The organism is Yoonia sp. R2-816 (assembly GCF_046762905.1).
Classification (GTDB): Bacteria; Pseudomonadota; Alphaproteobacteria; order Rhodobacterales; family Rhodobacteraceae; genus Yoonia.
The window spans coordinates 58132-76000 of sequence record NZ_JBKQXN010000188.1 but is presented as its reverse complement, the minus strand read 5'-3'; the positions used below and the strand labels follow the sequence as shown (position 1 = coordinate 76000).

Annotated in this window: 19 protein-coding genes; 10 read left to right on the top strand and 9 right to left on the bottom strand. The window is 60.3% G+C overall.

What is annotated here, in order from left to right; translation table 11 throughout:
• Positions 1-72: 72 nt before the first annotated feature.
• From ACFWW2_RS11690 to ACFWW2_RS11680, 3 genes are read left to right on the top strand one after another with little or no spacing between them, the layout of a single operon-like run.
• Positions 73-753, top strand: coding sequence for a TerB family tellurite resistance protein (locus tag ACFWW2_RS11690; RefSeq protein ID WP_393928254.1), 681 nt, complete (start codon positions 73-75; stop codon positions 751-753).
• Positions 750-1748 (top strand): endonuclease/exonuclease/phosphatase family protein, encoded by a 999-nt coding sequence (locus tag ACFWW2_RS11685; protein WP_393928253.1) that lies wholly within the window; start codon positions 750-752, stop codon positions 1746-1748. The genes ACFWW2_RS11690 and ACFWW2_RS11685 overlap by 4 nt, the downstream gene beginning before the upstream one ends.
• Before the next feature lie 36 nt (positions 1749-1784).
• Positions 1785-2153 carry an AAA+ family ATPase gene (locus ACFWW2_RS11680; RefSeq protein ID WP_393928252.1) on the top strand — a complete coding sequence of 123 codons (369 nt, stop codon included), beginning with the start codon at positions 1785-1787 and terminating at the stop codon, positions 2151-2153.
• A 181-nt stretch (positions 2154-2334) separates the two neighbouring features.
• On the opposite strand, the gene ACFWW2_RS11675 is transcribed toward ACFWW2_RS11680, so the two are convergent.
• The 7 genes from ACFWW2_RS11675 to ACFWW2_RS11645 form a co-directional block, all read right to left on the bottom strand.
• A complete protein-coding gene (locus ACFWW2_RS11675) occupies positions 2335-3876 on the bottom strand; it encodes a Ppx/GppA family phosphatase (protein WP_393928251.1) in 1542 nt (513 codons plus the stop codon).
• A 40-nt stretch (positions 3877-3916) separates the two neighbouring features.
• Positions 3917-6085: an RNA degradosome polyphosphate kinase gene (locus ACFWW2_RS11670; protein WP_393928250.1), complete on the bottom strand. Its 2169-nt coding sequence runs from the start codon at positions 6083-6085 to the stop codon at positions 3917-3919.
• Between the two features lie 50 nt (positions 6086-6135).
• On the bottom strand, positions 6136-6795 hold the full coding sequence (locus tag ACFWW2_RS11665) for a chromosomal replication initiator DnaA (RefSeq protein ID WP_393928249.1): 660 nt from the start codon (positions 6793-6795) through the stop codon (positions 6136-6138).
• A gap of 1 nt (position 6796) precedes the next feature.
• On the bottom strand, positions 6797-7900 hold the full coding sequence (locus tag ACFWW2_RS11660) for an AI-2E family transporter (RefSeq protein WP_393928248.1): 1104 nt from the start codon (positions 7898-7900) through the stop codon (positions 6797-6799).
• 67 nt (positions 7901-7967) lie between these two features.
• Complete coding sequence (locus tag ACFWW2_RS11655) at positions 7968-8546, bottom strand: YceI family protein (protein ID WP_393928247.1); 579 nt, start codon at positions 8544-8546, stop codon at positions 7968-7970.
• 123 nt (positions 8547-8669) lie between these two features.
• Entirely contained in the window at positions 8670-9794 is a 1125-nt protein-coding gene (locus tag ACFWW2_RS11650; RefSeq protein ID WP_393928246.1) for an RNA ligase, read from the bottom strand.
• Between the two features lie 73 nt (positions 9795-9867).
• On the bottom strand, positions 9868-9990 hold the full coding sequence (locus ACFWW2_RS11645) for a hypothetical protein (RefSeq protein ID WP_393928245.1): 123 nt from the start codon (positions 9988-9990) through the stop codon (positions 9868-9870).
• Positions 9991-10138: 148 nt separating this feature from the next.
• On the opposite strand from ACFWW2_RS11645, the gene proS reads away from it, so the two are divergent.
• Complete coding sequence (gene proS / locus ACFWW2_RS11640; protein WP_393928244.1) at positions 10139-11479, top strand: proline--tRNA ligase; 1341 nt, start codon at positions 10139-10141, stop codon at positions 11477-11479.
• Positions 11476-12036: a peroxiredoxin gene (locus ACFWW2_RS11635; protein ID WP_393928243.1), complete on the top strand. Its 561-nt coding sequence runs from the start codon at positions 11476-11478 to the stop codon at positions 12034-12036. The genes proS and ACFWW2_RS11635 overlap by 4 nt, the downstream gene beginning before the upstream one ends.
• A 2-nt stretch (positions 12037-12038) precedes the next feature.
• Here the strand turns inward: ACFWW2_RS11635 and ACFWW2_RS11630 are convergent, their stop codons facing one another.
• On the bottom strand, positions 12039-12917 hold the full coding sequence (locus tag ACFWW2_RS11630; protein WP_393928242.1) for a hypothetical protein: 879 nt from the start codon (positions 12915-12917) through the stop codon (positions 12039-12041).
• A gap of 91 nt (positions 12918-13008) precedes the next feature.
• On the opposite strand from ACFWW2_RS11630, the gene ACFWW2_RS11625 reads away from it, so the two are divergent.
• The 5 genes from ACFWW2_RS11625 (at position 13009) to ACFWW2_RS11605 (ending at position 17365) form a co-directional block, all read left to right on the top strand.
• Positions 13009-13617 (top strand): DUF2937 family protein, encoded by a 609-nt coding sequence (locus ACFWW2_RS11625; protein WP_393928241.1) that lies wholly within the window; start codon positions 13009-13011, stop codon positions 13615-13617.
• On the top strand, positions 13617-14324 hold the full coding sequence (locus ACFWW2_RS11620) for a ThuA domain-containing protein (protein WP_393928240.1): 708 nt from the start codon (positions 13617-13619) through the stop codon (positions 14322-14324). The genes ACFWW2_RS11625 and ACFWW2_RS11620 overlap by 1 nt, the downstream gene beginning before the upstream one ends.
• A 125-nt stretch (positions 14325-14449) precedes the next feature.
• Positions 14450-15718, top strand: coding sequence for an ABC transporter permease (locus tag ACFWW2_RS11615; protein ID WP_393928239.1), 1269 nt, complete (start codon positions 14450-14452; stop codon positions 15716-15718).
• Positions 15711-16394 carry an ABC transporter ATP-binding protein gene (locus ACFWW2_RS11610; RefSeq protein ID WP_393928238.1) on the top strand — a complete coding sequence of 228 codons (684 nt, stop codon included), beginning with the start codon at positions 15711-15713 and terminating at the stop codon, positions 16392-16394. The genes ACFWW2_RS11615 and ACFWW2_RS11610 overlap by 8 nt, the downstream gene beginning before the upstream one ends.
• Entirely contained in the window at positions 16391-17365 is a 975-nt protein-coding gene (locus tag ACFWW2_RS11605; RefSeq protein ID WP_393928237.1) for an Ldh family oxidoreductase, read from the top strand. The genes ACFWW2_RS11610 and ACFWW2_RS11605 overlap by 4 nt, the downstream gene beginning before the upstream one ends.
• Here ACFWW2_RS11605 and ACFWW2_RS11600 read toward each other — a convergent pair.
• Complete coding sequence (locus tag ACFWW2_RS11600; RefSeq protein WP_393928236.1) at positions 17349-17783, bottom strand: DMT family transporter; 435 nt, start codon at positions 17781-17783, stop codon at positions 17349-17351. The genes ACFWW2_RS11605 and ACFWW2_RS11600 overlap by 17 nt on opposite strands.
• Between the last annotated feature and the right edge of the window lie 86 nt (positions 17784-17869).

Sequence of the window (17869 nt, the reverse complement as noted above, 5' to 3'; positions counted from 1 at the left end):
TTTGAAAGCTTGCACATCGCGCCGATAATGGTTTTGGTGCCGCCGCAAGCCTCATCCGGACAAAGGGACCCTATGTCGATCTGGACCCGCATCGCTGACGCTATTTCAGCCCTCGCTACTGGTGAGGGCTTGTCGGCTGTGTTTGAAAAACTGCGCACGCCGCCGGAGCGGACTGTCGCCTTTACAATCGCCGTGATCGCTTTGGGGGCCAAAATGGCCAAGGCTGATGGTGTGGTGACGCGCGACGAGGTGATCGCCTTTCGCGAGGTGTTTGTCATTCCGGCGGCGGAAGAGGAGAACGCCGCCCGCGTGTTCAACATGGCCCGGCAGGATGTGGCGGGATTTGACACGTATGCCCGCCGGATCAAGGCGATGTATGGCGCGGATGACGCGCCGCTTTGTGATCTGCTGGAGGGGCTGTTTCATATCGCCATGGCCGACGGGATCTATCACCCGAAAGAGGATGCGTTTTTGCGGGAAGTGGCAGAGATTTTCGGATTTGATGAGCGCCGTTTCCGCAGCATCCGCGCGCAATTCGTCGAGGATGCAGAGCGCGACCCCTATGATGTTTTGCGCGTCGAACCTGACGCGCCGCTTGATGAAATCCGTGCGTCGTGGCGCAAGCTGGTGCGTGAAACCCATCCCGATCAGATGATGGCGCGGGGGGTGCCGGAAGAGGCCATCAAACTGGCCGAGCGCCGCATGGTGGCGATCAACCGGGCCTGGGAACAGATACAGGATACAAGGGTGTGAGGATCGCGACCTATAACATCGAGTGGTTCAATAATCTGTTTGATGACAACGGCTTATTGATCGCCGATGGCAGTTGGTCGGGCCGGTGGGATGTCACCCGCGCCCAGCAGACCGATGCGTTGGGTGCTGTTTTTACCGCGATGGATGCCGATGCCGTGATGATTATCGAGGCCCCGGACAGCAGCCGCAAACGGGACGGGACATTGGCATTGGTCGAATTTGCCAGGTATTTCGGGTTGCGGACCACGGCGGCGATTGTCGGGTTTCAGAACGATACCCAACAGGAAATCGCGCTGCTTTATGATCCTGCGGTGATGCAGGCGGTCCATGATCCGCAGGGCGATGATGACTGTCCGCCATTCGACAACAAGTTCCGCATGGATGTGAATGTGGACGCGGCCCCTGACATTATCCGCTGGTCGAAACCCCCTTTGGAGATTGCCGTGACCACGCCGAATGGGCCGCTGCGGTTGATTGGTGTTCATGCCAAATCCAAGGCGCCGCATGGCGCACGGAATGCGGCGGCGGCGACCAGATTATCCATTGAAAACAGGCGCAAGCAGCTTGCCCAATGCATCTGGCTGCGCAAGCGGGTCGAGGCGCATTTGGCTGCTGGTGACGATCTGATCGTTCTGGGCGATTTCAATGATGGTCCGGGGTTGGACGAGTATGAAAAGCTGTTTGGCAGGTCCGGGGTGGAGATTGTTCTGGGCGAAGGTAACGGCATGCAGTTGTTCGATCCGCACGCCCGGATGGCGCTTGGTCGCAGGCTGGGTGCGATGCCGGTGACCGCGCGTTTCAAGCGGAAGGGAGAGCCTTATTTGCAGGCGCTTCTGGACTACATCATGGTGTCGCCCGGGTTGAGGGCGAAAGATCCGCGCTGGCAGATCTGGCATCCGTTTGACCATCCGCTATGTTATGCCAATGCCGATCTGCGCGAGGCGCTTTTGCTGGCCTCTGACCACTTTCCGGTCGTGCTGGACATTGCTTTGTGATTTGAGGGTTATCCCTTATTTTGCTATAGTTTCGGCATGAAACAGATAGCTGCATTAACACTGGCCCTTGGCCTCACCGTCACCCCTGTCCTGGCGGAGGATGGCGAGGTTCAAGAGGGTTTTAATCTGATGGAAGAGGGCGCGCGGATGCTGATGCGCGGCCTCATGTCCGAGATGGAACCGGCGATTTCGGAACTGCGCGGATCGCTGGAAGACATGGCCCCGGTGATCGGAGAGTTCGCCCGAGAGATGGGTCCTGCGTTCACAGAATTGTTGAGCCAGGTGGATGATTTCCGGCATTATCAGGCGCCGGAGTTTCTGCCCAATGGTGATATCATCATTCGCCGCGATCCGGATGCACCGATCTGGATGCCGGACAGCGAAACCGGTGAAATTGAGCTTTAGATTGGGTGTTGCGTGACCCCCCACCGAACGGTGGCAACGCCCGGTGCAGGCGAATCATAGGTTAACGCCTGTTTTTCACGGCCAAACCGCTGTCGGCATCGCGTCGGATTTGCGTCGGCAAAACGTCGGACCTTTTGTCGGCTTTGACCCCCATTAAGGCTGCGAACGTTGCGCGATGTGGCTATTTCGTGAATGTGACCGTGCCCGTTGCATCAAGGGCTGAGACCAGCGCGCCGAACCGCGCTTCGGCCACTTCGCCAAAAAGCGGGCGGGCCTGCTGCGTCAGTTTGAGGGTGAGTTCGCGCGACTTGCTGTTCCATTTCAAGACACCCGGTTGTTCGTCGGTATTGATCCAGAGCATCGCGCCCAGACGCATGGCCTTGCCCAGTATCTCGGCCTCTTTGATCTGGTCGGGGGTCAACATCGCGAAAAGATCGCTATAGCGGGGGTTGTCGGGCTTGTTGGTGTAGCGGTTCATCAGGGCCAGCCCAAGCAGCACACGTTCATAGTGCTTCAGCCCGCCCAGATTGGCGCGTGTGGCGTTGTCGAATGTCACTTCGGCCCGGTAATCGGGGTGCGCCCGCCAGCTGACATCATGTAGCAGACACGCGGCTTTGATGATCCGCTTACGTTGCCAGTTTGCGCGCGGAAAGAGGGGTTTGACAAAATCAAACAGCACGCGGCCAAAGCCGGGCAGGCGGGCATCCTTGGCTTCGGCAAAGCGGCAGGCCTCGATCAGGGGGTCGCGTTCGCGCAGCGCGCGGGGCATCTGTTCAAACAGCATCCCCTCGCGGATTCCATAGGATGAGACGGCGACATCCTTGGGTTTGAAGGTGCGCATCAATTCCTGAAGCACGATCGTGGCCAGCGGCACCAGCGACATCCGGCTGTCGGAAATGCCACAGCGCGCCCGCAATTCCTGCAAATCAGAGCTGCGGATATATTCGGCGGTCTTGCTGATCTTGCGTGATGTCATGCGGTATTCGTGCAGAACCGTCAGCGGATAGCCTCGCCGTTCCATATCGACCCGTGCGATGGCACGCCATGATCCGCCCACCAGAAACAGGCGCATGCCGGTTTCATTGCCCATCTCGTCATGCAGGTTTTGCATCGTCTCGCGCACATAGGCCTTGACCGCCTTCTTGCCGCCCTTGATTTCGCGTAGTTTCAGCGGGCCAAGCGCTGATGTGACCCGCCGCCCGACGCGCCCTTCTGCCAGATCGGCCAGTTCCATGGATGAACCGCCGATATCGCAGACGAGCCCGTAACTGCCTGGCCAGCCCAGCAATACGCCTTGCGCCGACAATCGCGCCTCTTCCTTGCCGTCGATGACCCAAAGCTTGATGCCGGTTTCGCGCAGGATTTCATCTTGAAATTCTTTGCCGTCGCTGGCCTCGCGCATCGCGGCGGTGGCCACAGCGGTCAGCGGGCTGATCCCCATGCCTTCGGCCAGGGCGGCGAAACGCCGGATTGCCGACAGCGCCCGCACCCGGCCTTCGGGGTTGAGATGCCCGGTTTCCGATAAACCGGCACCCAGGGCGCACATGATTTTTTCGTTGTAGAAATAGGCTGGCGAACGGCCCGCACCATCAAACACGACCAACCGGACAGAGTTGGACCCCACATCGATGACACCGACCCGGCGCAGGTTTTGTGCCGCCTCGTCCTCGAACAGAGGGCGGCCGAACGGCCCCCAGTCGATGGTGTCCGGTTGTTGCGTCATGTGGTCCCGTCCCCGCAGATGCCCCGCGATCAGGTATCGGTCAATCGTCGGTGTGGGTCAATTGCGGAACGTCCGATGCCCCGGCCGAGCCGCGCCCCGACAGTGACGGGTTTTCCATGAAGAACCGGTGGCAATTAAAGGCAAATTCGCCTTCTTCGATAACAGCACGGGTAAAGCTGCCATCGGCGGACATGACCCAGCTTTGCGCCACGTCAGCCATGTTGGCTGCCATGATCTGGCTGACGATTTGCGCCTTGACGGTGGGGTTCTTGATCTCGATCAGGGTTTCGACCCGCCGGTTCAGGTTGCGCCCCATCCAGTCGGCCGAACTGATATAGACCTTGGCTTTTTTGCTGGGCAGCACGCTTCCATTGCCAAAGCAGACAATGCGCGAATGTTCCAGAAACCGCCCTACGATGGATTTGACCCGGATGTTTTCGGACAGCCCTGTGACGCCGGGCCGCAGACCGCAGATGCCCCGCACCACAAGGCTGATTTTGACCCCCGCCTGACTGGCGGCATAGAGCGCGTCGATCACGTCGCTTTCGATCAGTGAGTTCATCTTGGCCCAGATGACGGCAGGCTTGCCCGCCTTTGCATTCTCGGCCTCTGCCGCGATCCGGTCGAGCAGGGTTTGCTTGAGCGTCAGCGGTGAGATGGCGAGGTGTTTGAGGTCTTCAGGCTGGGCGTAACCAGAGATGTAGTTGAACACCTTGGTCGCGTCCTGCCCCAGCTTGGCGTCGCAGGTGAAGAGGCTGAGATCGGTGTAGATGCGCGCCGTGATCGGGTGATAGTTGCCGGTGCCGAAATGGGTATAGGTGACCAGTTTGTCGCCTTCGCGCCTGACCACGGTGCTGATCTTGGCGTGGGTTTTGTATTGCAGGAAGCCATAGACCACATGTGCCCCCGCCCGTTCGAGGCGGCGGGATTGCCGGATATTGGCGGCCTCGTCGAAGCGCGCTTTCAACTCCACCAGCGCGGTAACGGATTTGCCGTCTTCTGCCGCCTCGCACAGCGCTTCGACAATCGGGGATTTCTTCGATGTGCGGTAGAGCGTTTGCTTGATTGCCACCACGTTGGGATCGCGGGCCGCTTGTTTCAGGAAACGCACAACCATATCGAAGGTTTCATAAGGGTGGTGCAGCAGCATGTCCTTTTGCCGGATGGCAGCGAACATATCGCCGTCATGGTCCTGCACCCGCTCGGGCACGCGGGGGCTAAAAGGCGGCCAAAGCAGATCGGGCCGATTGTCGAGCACCAGTTCGCCAAGGTCGGCGATGCCGATCAGCCCGTCCACCTCGATCACGGTGTCTTCGGTCACATGGAGTTCGGACATGATCAGTGTTTTCAGTGCAGAGGGCGCCCCGGCGGACATTTTGAGGCGCACGACCTCGCCCCGGCGGCGCCGTTTGAGGGCGACTTCAAATTCGCGCACGAGGTCCTCGGCCTCATCCTCGACCTCCAAGTCGCTGTCGCGCAGGACCTTGAAGGCGCAATGCCCCTTAATCTGATAGCCGGGGAACAGCCGGGCGATCTGGACAAGCAGCAGTTCTTCCAGCGGTAGGAAACGCTGGCCGCTGTCAGAGGGCAGGGGGACGAACCGGTCGATCTGCGCAGGGACCGGCAAGAGAGAGCGCAATTGCCGTTTGTCGCTGGGCCGTTCCAGTTGCAGTGCCAGTGCAAACCCTTCGTTTGGCAGGAAGGGGAAGGGGTGTGCGGGGTCGATGGCAAGCGGGGACAGGACTGGGAAAACCTGTTCGATGAACACATCCTCGAGATATGCGATATCGTCTTTGGTGAGGTTTGCCTGGCTGAGGATATGGATGTCCTGATCGGCCATTTCGGCCTGCAGGATGTTGAACACCTCTTGTTGTCGCGCCATCAGGCGGCGCGCATCAGTGTCGATGACAACCAGTTGTTCGGCGGGTGTCAGCCCGTCAAGGCCGGGGGTGCTGTTGCCCTCGTGAACCAGTTCGCGCAGGCCCGCGACGCGGACGGTATAGAATTCATCCAGATTGGTGGCCGAGATCGACAAAAAGCGCAGCCGTTCGAGCAAGGGCACGCGAGGGTTTTCCGCTTCTTCCAGCACACGCCAGTTGAACCCAAGCCAGCTGAGTTCGCGGTTGAAGAACCGCGCAGGCGTGCTGTGGTCGATATCGAGCGTCGTCGGGGCCGGATAGTCCCCTTCAAGAAAATTCGCTTTGGTCATGGGGCCTTGTCTGCTGAAACTGTTGCAGGCGTATGACAAGTATCGCGGGCTTAGCCGGGGTTGTCCAGCAGCCGCTTGGCGAGTTTGCGGTTGATCTTGTCGCCCGAGGCCAGCGCGGTTGCGTCCAGCCGTGCCACGATATCGGCAGCGGCGGCGAATGACCGTTCGATGCGGGAGGCCAGATAGGCCACCAGATTGGGCTTTGGTGCGATCTGCCTATCGGCAAAAAGTTTCATGATCAGCGCCTGCAGCAGCGCATCATCGGGGTTGCTGATCTGGGTTAGGGTTGTCGCCTGCATCCGGCTGGCGAGATCGGGCAGGGTGATGGGCCAGCGGCTGGGCGGTGTTTGGGCCGTCATCAGCAGGGTGCCGCCGGTGTTGCGCAGGTGGTTGTGCAGGTGGAACATCGCCTCTTCCGCCGCCTTTGGCAGCGTTTCCATGTCTTCGACGATCACGGTCTGCGCATCAGTCTGATAGTCGGCGGGCAGGGTGCCCGCGTCGATGATCACGCCGCCTTGCTGGTTTTGAAAGATGCGCGCCAGATGGCTTTTGCCACAGCCTGTCGGCCCGGCGATCACCAGCTTACGTTCCGGCCAGCTATCGGGGGCTTCGAGCATCGCAAAGGCCTGCGCGTTGGCTTCGGACACAAAGAAGTCATCAGGCCCCAGCGCAACACCTGTTGGCCAGTCGAATGACAGTTGGTTGTTCATCCTAGTCGCCGGTCGATTTGCCGCGATAAAGCAGGCTGTCTTTGTATTGCTCCAGCGCGTAACGGACGACGACCCCCAACACGGCGGCCACGGGAACGGCGACGAGCATACCCACAAAGCCGAAAAGCGAGCCAAAGACGGATAGCGCAAAAAGCAGCCAGACGGGGTGCAAGCCGACAGACCCGCCGACCAGCTTGGGTGTCAGAATGTTTCCTTCGAGAAACTGTCCGAAGCCAAAGATGCCAGCGACAATCCCGATGCGCACCCAGTTGGTGGCATAGGTGACGGTTTCGCCGTCCGTCACCTCGACCGAGCCCCAGAACTGGAACAGGGCCAACCCAACGGCCAGCACACCGCCAACCAGCGCGCCAACATAGGGAATAAAGGTGATCAGCCCGGCGATGAAGCCCACGATGAGGCCGAAATTCAGCCCCGCCGCCATCAGCCCGACGGCGTAGTAGGTACCCAGCACCAGACAGACCGTGCCCTGACCGCGAATGAAAGAAGCCAAAGTCCGGTCGATATCGCGGGCCAGTTGCCGGATCGTGTCAACATGGTCGCGGGGCAGCATGCTGTCGATCTTGGCTGTCATGTTGTCCCAGTCCAGCAGCATGTAGAAAGCGACAACTGGCACAATGATCAGCAGGACCAGCACGTTGATCAGTCCAAGCGCAGAACTGACCAGCCCATTGACCAGCTCCCCGCCTTTTGACTGGATCGTTTCGCCAATCGCCAGAAGTTGCTGGCGAACGGTGCTGTCAGCGTCGAGTATCTGGGGAAATCGTTCGGTCAGTCCCGCCTGCAGCCGTTCGAAAAGTTCTGGCGCCGTGTCGATCAGGGCCGCGGTCTGCTGGATCAGGGTCGGGATAACCAGCAGGATCAGAAGCACAAAAACAAGGGCCGCGACAATGGTGATAATCGTCACCGCAATCACCCGTGTGCATCCTGCCTTTTCTAGCCGGTCAGCGATCGGATCAAGGCAGTAGGCGATGGCCCCGCCCAGCACAAATGGCAGGATCACATCCCCCAGAAACCACAAGACGACCAGAAAAACAGCTGTGGCGATGCCCCAGTATTTGGCTTGTTGAGAAACCGGAAGTGCCATGCATGATCCATAATTACCTTTCCGATAGATGCGTTATGGATCATGGCTGTGCAAGGGGCGATGCAAATTAGGGTGCCGCAATCACCCGTGCGGCGATGTCGATATTGATCGTGTCGGCAACGATGTCACTGTACCCGGTGGCCCCGAAATCGGACCGCTTCACAGCGCCAGAGATGCGAAAGCTCAGCTGGCTCAGGTCGCCATCGGGCGCGCCGCGCTGCCGGAAAACGGCGGCGTTGAGCGTGACAGGCCGGGTCACACCTTTGATCGTCAAAAGCCCGTCGATCTGACCACCTTCGGACAGGTTACGCGGGTTGTTGGCGCGCACGGCGGTGGATTGAAACCGGATCGTCGGGTGACCGCGCGCATCCAGCACGCTTGCGGCTTTGAGCGCCTCTGTGGCGAAGATCAGCCCGGTGCGGGCCCGGCTGACATCCAGCGTGACATCGGCGCTGGAATTGGCGAATTGCTGCAGGTCGATGACGATATTGGCGGACCGCACAGGCATGGACCCGCGGTTATTGGCCCCGCTGAGGGTATAGACAAACCCGACCTCTGACCGGTCGGCCTGCAGGGCATAGTTAATGGGCGCGGCAAAGCTGCCCAGCGGCAGGAGTATGAATAGAATGGCAATAAGGCGGATCATGGGGACGCTCCTTGATAAGATGAATGTATAAGGGCTACGCCCGTGGCGATCCAATTATTCGCGCCTTTCACAGAAATTTCATGTTGTGGCACCCATGCCCGGTCGCCCGGACATGGGTTTTGCTTAAATATCGCGCATCACAAGGTCCGACCCTTTCCAGTCCAGATCGAACAGGTCCCGGATTTCGTGTACCCGGTTTTCCGACCCGGTGGACCGTTTGAGCAGCTTCATGATCGCTGCCCGCGCGTCGCGCCCATCGGCGATGGCAAAGGCCACCGGTTGCAGGCGCCGGTCGATCTTGTCCTTCACGGCCATGGCGTAGGTCCGCCGGTCGGCACCTTCGAACGCAGCGGCGAAGCCTGTCAGCTCTGCCACGCGGGCGTTGATCGCGGCTGTCAGGCGTGCCTGATAGGTTTGCACCCGGTCCGCCACGTCGCCGTGCAGGAGCGGCAGCACGTCGTCCAACGCGTCCTCTACGATCCAGGCGAGCACGTTCTTCTCGTAGGCCACCCCGGCCAGCGCCTTGTGCCGCAGCACATAGCCGTCGGCCTTAAGTTTCAGCCTGTGCCCGTCCTCGAACGCGACAACGTAGCCTTCAACCCCGGTCAGTGCCCGCCCGGTTGTGATGAACGCATCCGCATGGGTCACTTGCCCGAAGGTATCAGCCACCGGCACCCCATATCGGGCCGCAAGCGCCGTCAGATCCGCGTGGCCCATGTACGCCCCGCTGATGATGTCCCTGACGGCCAGTAGCGTCAGCCGCGTATCCGCATAGTCGACCACGATCCGGTTGTCCGGCCCGGTGAATTCGAACATCGGCGTTTGCCCGGCGGCCATCACGTCCACGCAGAGCCGTTTGACCGCGTCGGAGGCGACGGACAGAGCCGCCTTGGCCTGATCGGTGATCCCCATCCGGGTCATGAACACCAGTTCGTCATTCAGAGTGACCGGATGCACCATGGACCCGTCGAGCTTGTCCATGATCACATGAGGCCGGGTCCAGTCGATGTCGTGCGGTTGTTCCCTTTCCCCGATGTTGAAGAACTTGTGGAAGGGCCGCGCGATGAGCCGTTCATCGGCGCCGAATTTCAGACCCCGGCATTGCTGGGCCACCGGGTTGGCAAACGTATTCGGCGTGACGAACACATAATCCACCACGGTATAGCCCGCGCGCTCTGACACCACGATCCCGTCATCATACGAGATATGGGGCAGCACATCGTCCAGGGTCTTGATTTCGACTTTCATTGTCCTTCTCCAAAAATAAAAAAGCCGCTTCGGGATGAAGCGGCTTGCCGTCAGGTTGTCATGTCGGGTGGGTTTACCCGGATGAGCCCCTTTCAAGCAGCCGCAGAATGCCATCATTGGCCTGCGCATAGCCAAACCGGCCCTTGCCTGTGGCAATGGCTGGCAGTTGGTTTGAAATCTGGCGCAGGCTGGTCATTTCGTGCTCCTTGAAGTTGCGGGGCATAGGGCAGGCGGGGTGGCTGCGTCAATTGCTGATTTGGAAACAATCGGGTGACGGTTGTTGCTTGTCAGCCTGTCGCTTGCGCCCTACACCGATGCGAAATGATCATGCCAAGGGGACATCCATGCGCCTGAGCCGCTATTTCCTGCCTGTACTGAAAGAAACGCCACGCGAGGCGCAGATTGTCAGCCACCGCTACATGTTGCAGGCGGGGATGATCAAGCAGGCGAGTGCCGGGATTTATTCGTGGCTGCCGCTGGGCTTCAAGGTGCTGCGCAAGCTGGAAAACATCGTGCATGAGGAGCAGGCCAAGGCCGGGCATATCGCGATGCTGATGCCGACGCTGCAATCGGCGGACCTGTGGCGCGAAAGCGGCCGCTATGATGGTTATGGCGAGGAAATGCTACGAATGCAGGACCGGCATGGCCGCGACATGCTGTTTTCACCGACAGCGGAAGAAATGTTTACCGATGTGTTCCGGGCGAATGTCGGGTCCTACAAGGACCTGCCGCTGACGCTCTACCAGATCCAGTGGAAGTTCCGGGACGAGGTCCGCCCGCGTTTTGGCGTCATGCGCGGCCGAGAGTTTCTGATGAAGGACGGCTACAATTTCGACCTGACCAAGGAAGACGCGCTGCACGCCTATAACCGCCATCTGGTCACCTATCTGCGCACTTATGAGCGCATGGGGCTGCAGGCGATTCCGATGCGCGCCGACAGCGGCCCGATTGGCGGCGATTATACCCACGAGTTTCTCGTGCTGGCCGAAACCGGCGAAAGCGAAGTGTTCTATGACAGCGCGGTCACCGATATCCGCATGGGCGAACGAGATGTGGATTTTGACAACCATGACCAGTGTCAGGCGATCATGGACGAGTTCACGTCGCTTTATGCCCGCACGGACGAGACCCATGATGCGGACCTGTTCGCCAAGGTCCCGGCGGACCGGCAACGCACGGCCCGGGGGATCGAGGTCGGCCAGATATTCTATTTCGGCACCCTTTATTCCGAAAAGCTGGGTGCGGTCGTCGATGACGGTAAGGGCGGTAAGGCAGCGGTGCATATGGGCAGTCACGGCATCGGGGTGTCCCGTCTGTTGGGCGCGATCATCGAGGCCAGCCATGATGACAAAGGCATTATCTGGCCGGAAGGTGTGACCCCGTTCCATTGCGGGATCGTGAACCTCAAGCAGGGTGACAACGAAGCCGACGCCGCGTGCCAGTCGCTTTATGACAGCCTGACCGCGCTGGGTCTTGAGCCGCTTTATGACGACCGCGATGAACGGGCCGGGGCCAAATTCGGCACAATGGACATGATCGGGCTGCCATGGCGGGTTACCGTGGGCCCACGTGGACTGAAAAACGGGGTGGTCGAACTGACCAGCCGCCGCACCGGCGACAACGAGGAATTGCCGCCAGAGCAGGCCGTTGCACGGATTGCCGACATTTATCGGGGTATCTCATGAGCCTGAACGATGTGGACTGGTCACTGATCCCTGCGCCGTCTGACGATGGCGGCGCAGATCATCTGGAAGGCAAGAAATTGCCGGATGTCCGCTTGCCCGGAACGCATGGCAAATCGGTCAACCTCGGGGCCCAGCGCGGGCTGACGGTGATTTACATCTATCCGATGACGGGCCGTCCAGACCGGGATTTGCCTGAGGATTGGGATGACATTCCAGGTGCCCGCGGTTGCACACCGCAGTCCTGCGCCTTCCGCGATCATTTCAAGGAACTGCGGGGCTATGGTGTGGACAATCTGTTCGGCGTCTCGACCCAAGCCACCGACTATCAGCAAGAGGCGGCAGAACGGCTGCATCTGCCCTTTCCCCTGCTGTCCGACAAGGACGGCGCATTGCGCGCGGCCCTTGATCTGCCCAGCATGGAGGTGGATGGGCAAACCCTGCTCAAGCGCCTGACCATGATCGTGCGTGACGGTAAGATTGCGCACGTCTTTTATCCGGTCTTTCCCCCGGATCAGGATGCGGACAACGTGATCGGCTGGTTGACCGCAAACGCCTGAGATCAGGCGAAAACTTCTGCCTTGTCTTCCGGAATACCCATGGCGGCTTTGACCTCGATCGGAGCGACGCGCTGATAGGCGCGTGTGAGCGCGACGGCGGTCAGCAGCAGGTAAAGCAGCGTGCCGAGATTGATCACAAACGCGATCAGTAGTTGTACAGGATGGAAGATGCCCAACGCGCTGGTACTGAAGCCAATAATACGCGCGCCACTTTCCGCAGCAAGGACAAGACCCATTGCGACAGCCCCGAATATGCCCGGTCCTGCCACCAAACCGGTGAAGATAGGCCACAAGGTGCGTGGTGCACGTTGCAGTGAAATGTTTGGCCCCCAGCGATCAGCTGCTGCGGCGGCGGGCAGGCCGGTTCCGAAAAGCGACAGAAGCCCGAATGACCCCAGAAAAAGCAGCAGTGCAGCGACACCGGGTGCGGATTGCGGTCCGGGGTAGCCGTCAAGGATCGAGCCAAAGATCATGGAAAACACAAAGACGCCAAACGTGATGGACCCGATCAGAAGCAAAAGTGCGGCAATAAGAAAGCCAGCCAGACCTGAGGGGCGCGTTTGTGTTCTTGCCGTTGCCCAGAATGCAAGCTCGTCAAACACTATCGCCCGGAACAGCACATAAAACGCACAGATCCATAACACCAGAACACCAGACGCACCGATCCCGAACGGGGCGAGAATGAGCTGTGCTCCGAGTATTACAAGGGTGAGTGTCGCCAGAAATACCGGGTTCTGCCTGACAAAGGCAAAAGCGATTTTGTGGATGGTGAACATAGGTTCCTCTGGCGACGCGTTGCGCGTTATTGCGGTATCGGGCCGCAGATGTGTTGAAACGGTTGCACTCACAGGCAAGAGAATGCTGCCACGGCGCAGTTGCATTCGCTCCGTTTGATTTCTCTGCTATAACCACAAAAAAACAAGATGCATTGAGGTCGCAGATGAAGAATTTGGTTCGTCGGAGGGTCCGGGCATGATCCGCGCGCTGTGTTTGGTCGGTGGGCTGGCCGGGGCGGCGGGTCTGTCGCAATTTCCCGAATTTTCGCAGCAGTATATCCAGCGCCTTGCAGGGCAGGTGGATGCGCTGACCGTTGTGGTCAAGGAATTTGATGCCTCTGCCCTGGCCGAAGGCATGGGCCGTGAAGAGGCGTTGCAGGATCTGTCCGGTTCGGATTTCCAGCTGCGTCATCAGGCTGACATGCGCGCCCTTTTTGCCCGCCATGCCCGGCTAGCTGACAATCTGACAGTGCTGCAGGCCGCATCGCCTTTGCAGCGCCTGATCTTGCCGCACCGCATGGCCGATGGCCCTACCGTGCAAGAGGTTTGGTCGGATTTCACACCCGCCGTGCCGGTCAGTACGGCCGGGGCTGCCGCTGCCGGGGCAGGGTTTGTCGGGGGCTGGGCCACGCTGGCCGCTCTGTTCGGCGCATTGGCGATGCCGTTTCGCAGGCGCAAGATCGTGGCGAAGGCCGCACCCAAGCGGCATGAGCCGGGGTTGCGTCCCGATCCGCCGCTGGCCCGCCCGACGCTGGTGGCACAGACGCCCGACAGCAGGCCGCGTCTGGCCGGTGTGCAGCGCTGATGCATGCCTTGATTGTCTGGGGCGGATGGGACGGGCATGAGCCCGAGAAGGTCGCAGGCCTCTTTCGGGATATGCTTGAGGCGGCGGGCGGTCATGTCACGCTGGCCGATACTCTTGACCCGTTTGACGATGCTGAGGGTTTGCAGCGTTATGACCTGATCGTGCCGGTCTGGACCGATGGCGTGCTGAGCCGTGAGGCCGCCACCAACGTGTCAGAGGCCGTGGCGAGGGGCACCGGCCTTGCTGGTTGCCACGGCGGCATGTGCGACGCGTTCCGCAGCAGCCCATTGTGGCAATTCATGACCGGGGCCAATTGGGTGGCGCATCCGGGGGGTGATGGCATGAACTATCGCGTCAGGATCACCTCGGATGATCCGCTGGTTACGGGCATTCCGGATTTCGATGTGGTGTCAGAGCAGTATTATCTGCATGTCGATCCCGCGAACCGGATTCTGGCCACGACCCGCACGGATGTGGTGACGTGGTATCACAGCCCGAATGGTCCGGTGGATATGCCGGTCGCCTGGACGAGGGACTGGGGATTGGGCCGGGTCTATTACAACGCGCTGGGCCATCAGCCTGATGTGATTGCTGAGGGGCCCGCGCGGGAAATGCTGCGGCGCGGGTTGCTTTGGGCGGCTGCGGGCAAGGCTGCGGCCAAGGGTCGGGACCTGACGCCGATGATGACGCCGGGCAATCATTGGTAGGCTTTGTCGCGGGGCAGGGTGCCATGCTGGACTTTGATCCGCTCAGCCACCTGATCTGGCGGAAAGACGCTTGACCGTGGGCGGTGAACGCACCACGTTGCGCCGAAACACAGGCAGGAGCAGTCATGGCCACGGTGAAACACACCCGACCCTTTGCCAAATTCGAGTGGATGATTGCTTGGCGCTATATCCGTGCCAAGCGCGCCGAGGGCGGGGTCAGCGTGATGACCTGGATCAGCCTGATCGGTGTGACCTTGGCGGTTTTTGCCCTGATCGCGACCTTGGCGGTTCGGTCCGGGTTCCGGGCGGAGTTCATCGACACGATTGTCGGGGCGAATGCCCATATTTCGGTCGTGCAGCCGGGCGAGGTCATCACGGAATTCGAAGACATGGCCGAGCGGATCATAACCGTGGAGGGTGTGGAAAGTGTGGCCCCGCTGGTGCGTGGCCAATCCATGGCCGAAGGGGTGACCGGGCGTATCGCGCTGGCCGATATCTATGGCATCGGGCTGGAGGACCTCAAACAATCCGACGCGATTGTGCAAAGTGAGCGCACCATCGGTGATATCAATGACTTGCCGAATGGGATCGCACTTGGGTCCGCGCTGGCGGAGACGCTGGGGCTGAGCTTGGGTGACCGGGTCGTGGTCACGACACGGGGCGGGGCCGCGACACCGATGGGTCAATCGACCCGGCGCAATGCTTATGAGGTCGTGTATATCTTTTCCACCGGGCGCTATCAGATTGATCAGGTGCGCGCCTATCTGCCCTTTGACGTGGCTCAGTTGGTGTTTAACCGCGATGGTGTGGCGGACGAGTTGGAGGTGCGGCTGGACGATATCAACCGGTCAGAAGAGCTGAAACAAATCGTGGCCAATGCGGCCGGGCCGGGTATGTGGGCCTATAGCTGGCAGGATCGTGTGGGCCGGTTCCTGCGGGCGCTGACGATCGAGGATAATGTGATGTTCATCATCCTGTCGATCCTTGTGCTGGTGGCGTCGATGAACATCATCAGCGGCTTGATCATGCTGGTCAAAAACAAGGGCCGCGATGTGGGGATTTTGCGCACGATGGGCCTGACCGAAGGGTCGATCCTGCGGGTGTTCTTTATCTGTGGCGCCGGGATCGGAACGATTGGAACGTTCTTTGGCGTCGTGCTGGGGTGTCTCTTTGCGATCTATATCGATCAGATTTTCAGTCTGGTGAATTATGTGGCCGGGGGCGGGGTCTGGGACCCGTCGATCAGAGGCATCTACAACGTCCCGGCCCAGTTGCATCTGTCGGATGTGATCAAGGCGATGTCCCTGTCGCTGGGCCTATCATGGATCATCACGATCTTTCCCGCGCGCCGTGCCGCCCGGATGAACCCGGTTGAGGCGCTGCGCTATGAGTGATCCGACATTGCAGGTGGCCGATCTGGTCAAAGGCTACAACCACGGCAAACCGAACGAAGTGAAGGTGCTGCAAGGCGCTACGCTGACCGTGGAGCCGGGCGAGGTGGTGGCACTTGTCGCCCCGTCTGGTGCCGGCAAATCGACCCTGCTGCATATCGCGGGGCTGCTGGATACACCCGATGCGGGGACCGTCGCGATTGAGGGCGAGGATATGACCCGCCTGTCGGACCGCAGGCGGACGGCGGTGCGCCGTTCAACGGTTGGGTTCATCTATCAGTTTCACCATCTGCTGCCGGAGTTCACTGCGCTGGAAAATATCATCCTGCCACAGCTTGCAAATGGCGTGGCCGACAAGGCGGCTCATGATCGTGCCATGTCTTTGTTGGACCGGGTCGGGATTGCGGAACGGGCGACGCACCGCCCTGCGGCCCTGTCAGGGGGCGAACAGCAGCGGGTTGCGTTCTGCCGGGCGCTGGCCAATGAACCGGCCCTGTTGCTGGCGGATGAACCGACGGGCAATCTTGACCCCGACACGTCCGACAGGGTGTTTGATGCCTTGATGACGCTGGTGCGTGATACCGGGCTTGCCGCCGTCATCGCGACCCATAATCTGGAACTGGCGGCCCGGATGGACCGGCAGGTGCGGATGACAGGCGGTGTATTGGAGACGTTATGAGAGTTGATGTTACTGAGATTGAAGAGCGCAGTTTTGCGGCGCTGACGGCCCATGGTGCGGGCAAGCGGCAGGGTCGGTCAGTCGCCAAGGCCGTGGCCCGGGCCGAGGCGTTGGGTAATGTCATCTGCGGGCTGTACTATCTGGAAAGCTATTGCGTGCAGCTGACATCCGGCCGGGTGAAGGGCACGGTTGATCCGGTGGTCAGCCGCCCGCGCCCTGGTGCGGTTCTGTCCGATGCCCGCTTAGGTTTTGCCCAATATGCGTTTGAGGTGGCATTGACGAGTGCCGTAAAGGCCGCCCGCGAAAACGGTGTGGCGACGCTCGCTGTGGCCCATGCGCATACCTGCACGTCGCTGGGGTATTTCACCGAACAGATTGCAGGCGAAGGGTTGATCGGGATCGGGTTTACCAATGCCTCGCCCGTCGTCGCTCCGCCCGGTGGCAACAAGGCGGTGATCGGCACCAACCCGATTGCGATGAGCGTGCCGGGCAATGGCGCACCGGCGATGCATTTCGATTTCTCGACGTCTGCCGTGGCGCTGGGCAAGATCACCATGGCCAAGGCTGCGGGAGAGAGCATTCCGCTGGGCTGGGCGGTTGATGCCGAGGGCCAGCCGACGACCGACCCGGAGGCTGCGCTGAAAGGCGCGCTGGTCAGTGCGGGTGGCTACAAAGGCTGGGGGTTCGGGCTGATGGCAGAACTGCTGGCCGCTGGCATGACCGGATCGGTCAATTCGCTGGATGTTGGCGGGCTGAAGCTGCCCGATGGGCCGCCGCATGGGTTGGGGCAGTTTTATTTCCTGCTGGATCCGGGCACTTATCATGCTGATTTTGCAGATCGTTTCGGGAGTTTGGCTGAGGCCGTGGCCGTACAGGAAGGCACACGCATTCCCGGTGCCAGCCGTCATGTGATGCAGGATGTCGATGTGCCCGACGCGCTGTGGGAACAGGTGATCAGACTTTCTGCGTGACGAAAACGCCTGCCGCCATCAGGGCGATCCCGGCGGTACGGGTCAAGGTCAGCGGAGAGGTTTGCGCGCTGAACAGCCCGAAGTGGTCGATGGCCGCCGCTGAAATCAGTTGCCCCAGCAGCACAAAGAACACCGCGTTGCCGACACCCATCGTGGGTGCAATCCACGTGATCGACAGCACGTAGAACGCAACCAGCGTACCGCCCAGAAACAGATGCTTCGGCGCGGCTGGCAGTTTGCTGACCGCTGCCGGGTTGGTGAGAAGCGCAGTGACAGCGGCCACGCTGAAGGCCACGACAAACAGCACCGTCGCCGCCACTGCAGGTGACCCGATATGGCGGCCCAATGCGGCGTTCAGGGCGGCCAGAACCGGGATACCTATTCCGGCGGCCAGCATGATCAGGATGTGGTGGGGCATGGGCGGTCCTTTGCTGAAATTTCGTGCAGCTTAGGGGCCGCATGATCCAGATCATAGTGGCGGGCGCCCTCGATTTGTTACAGTCT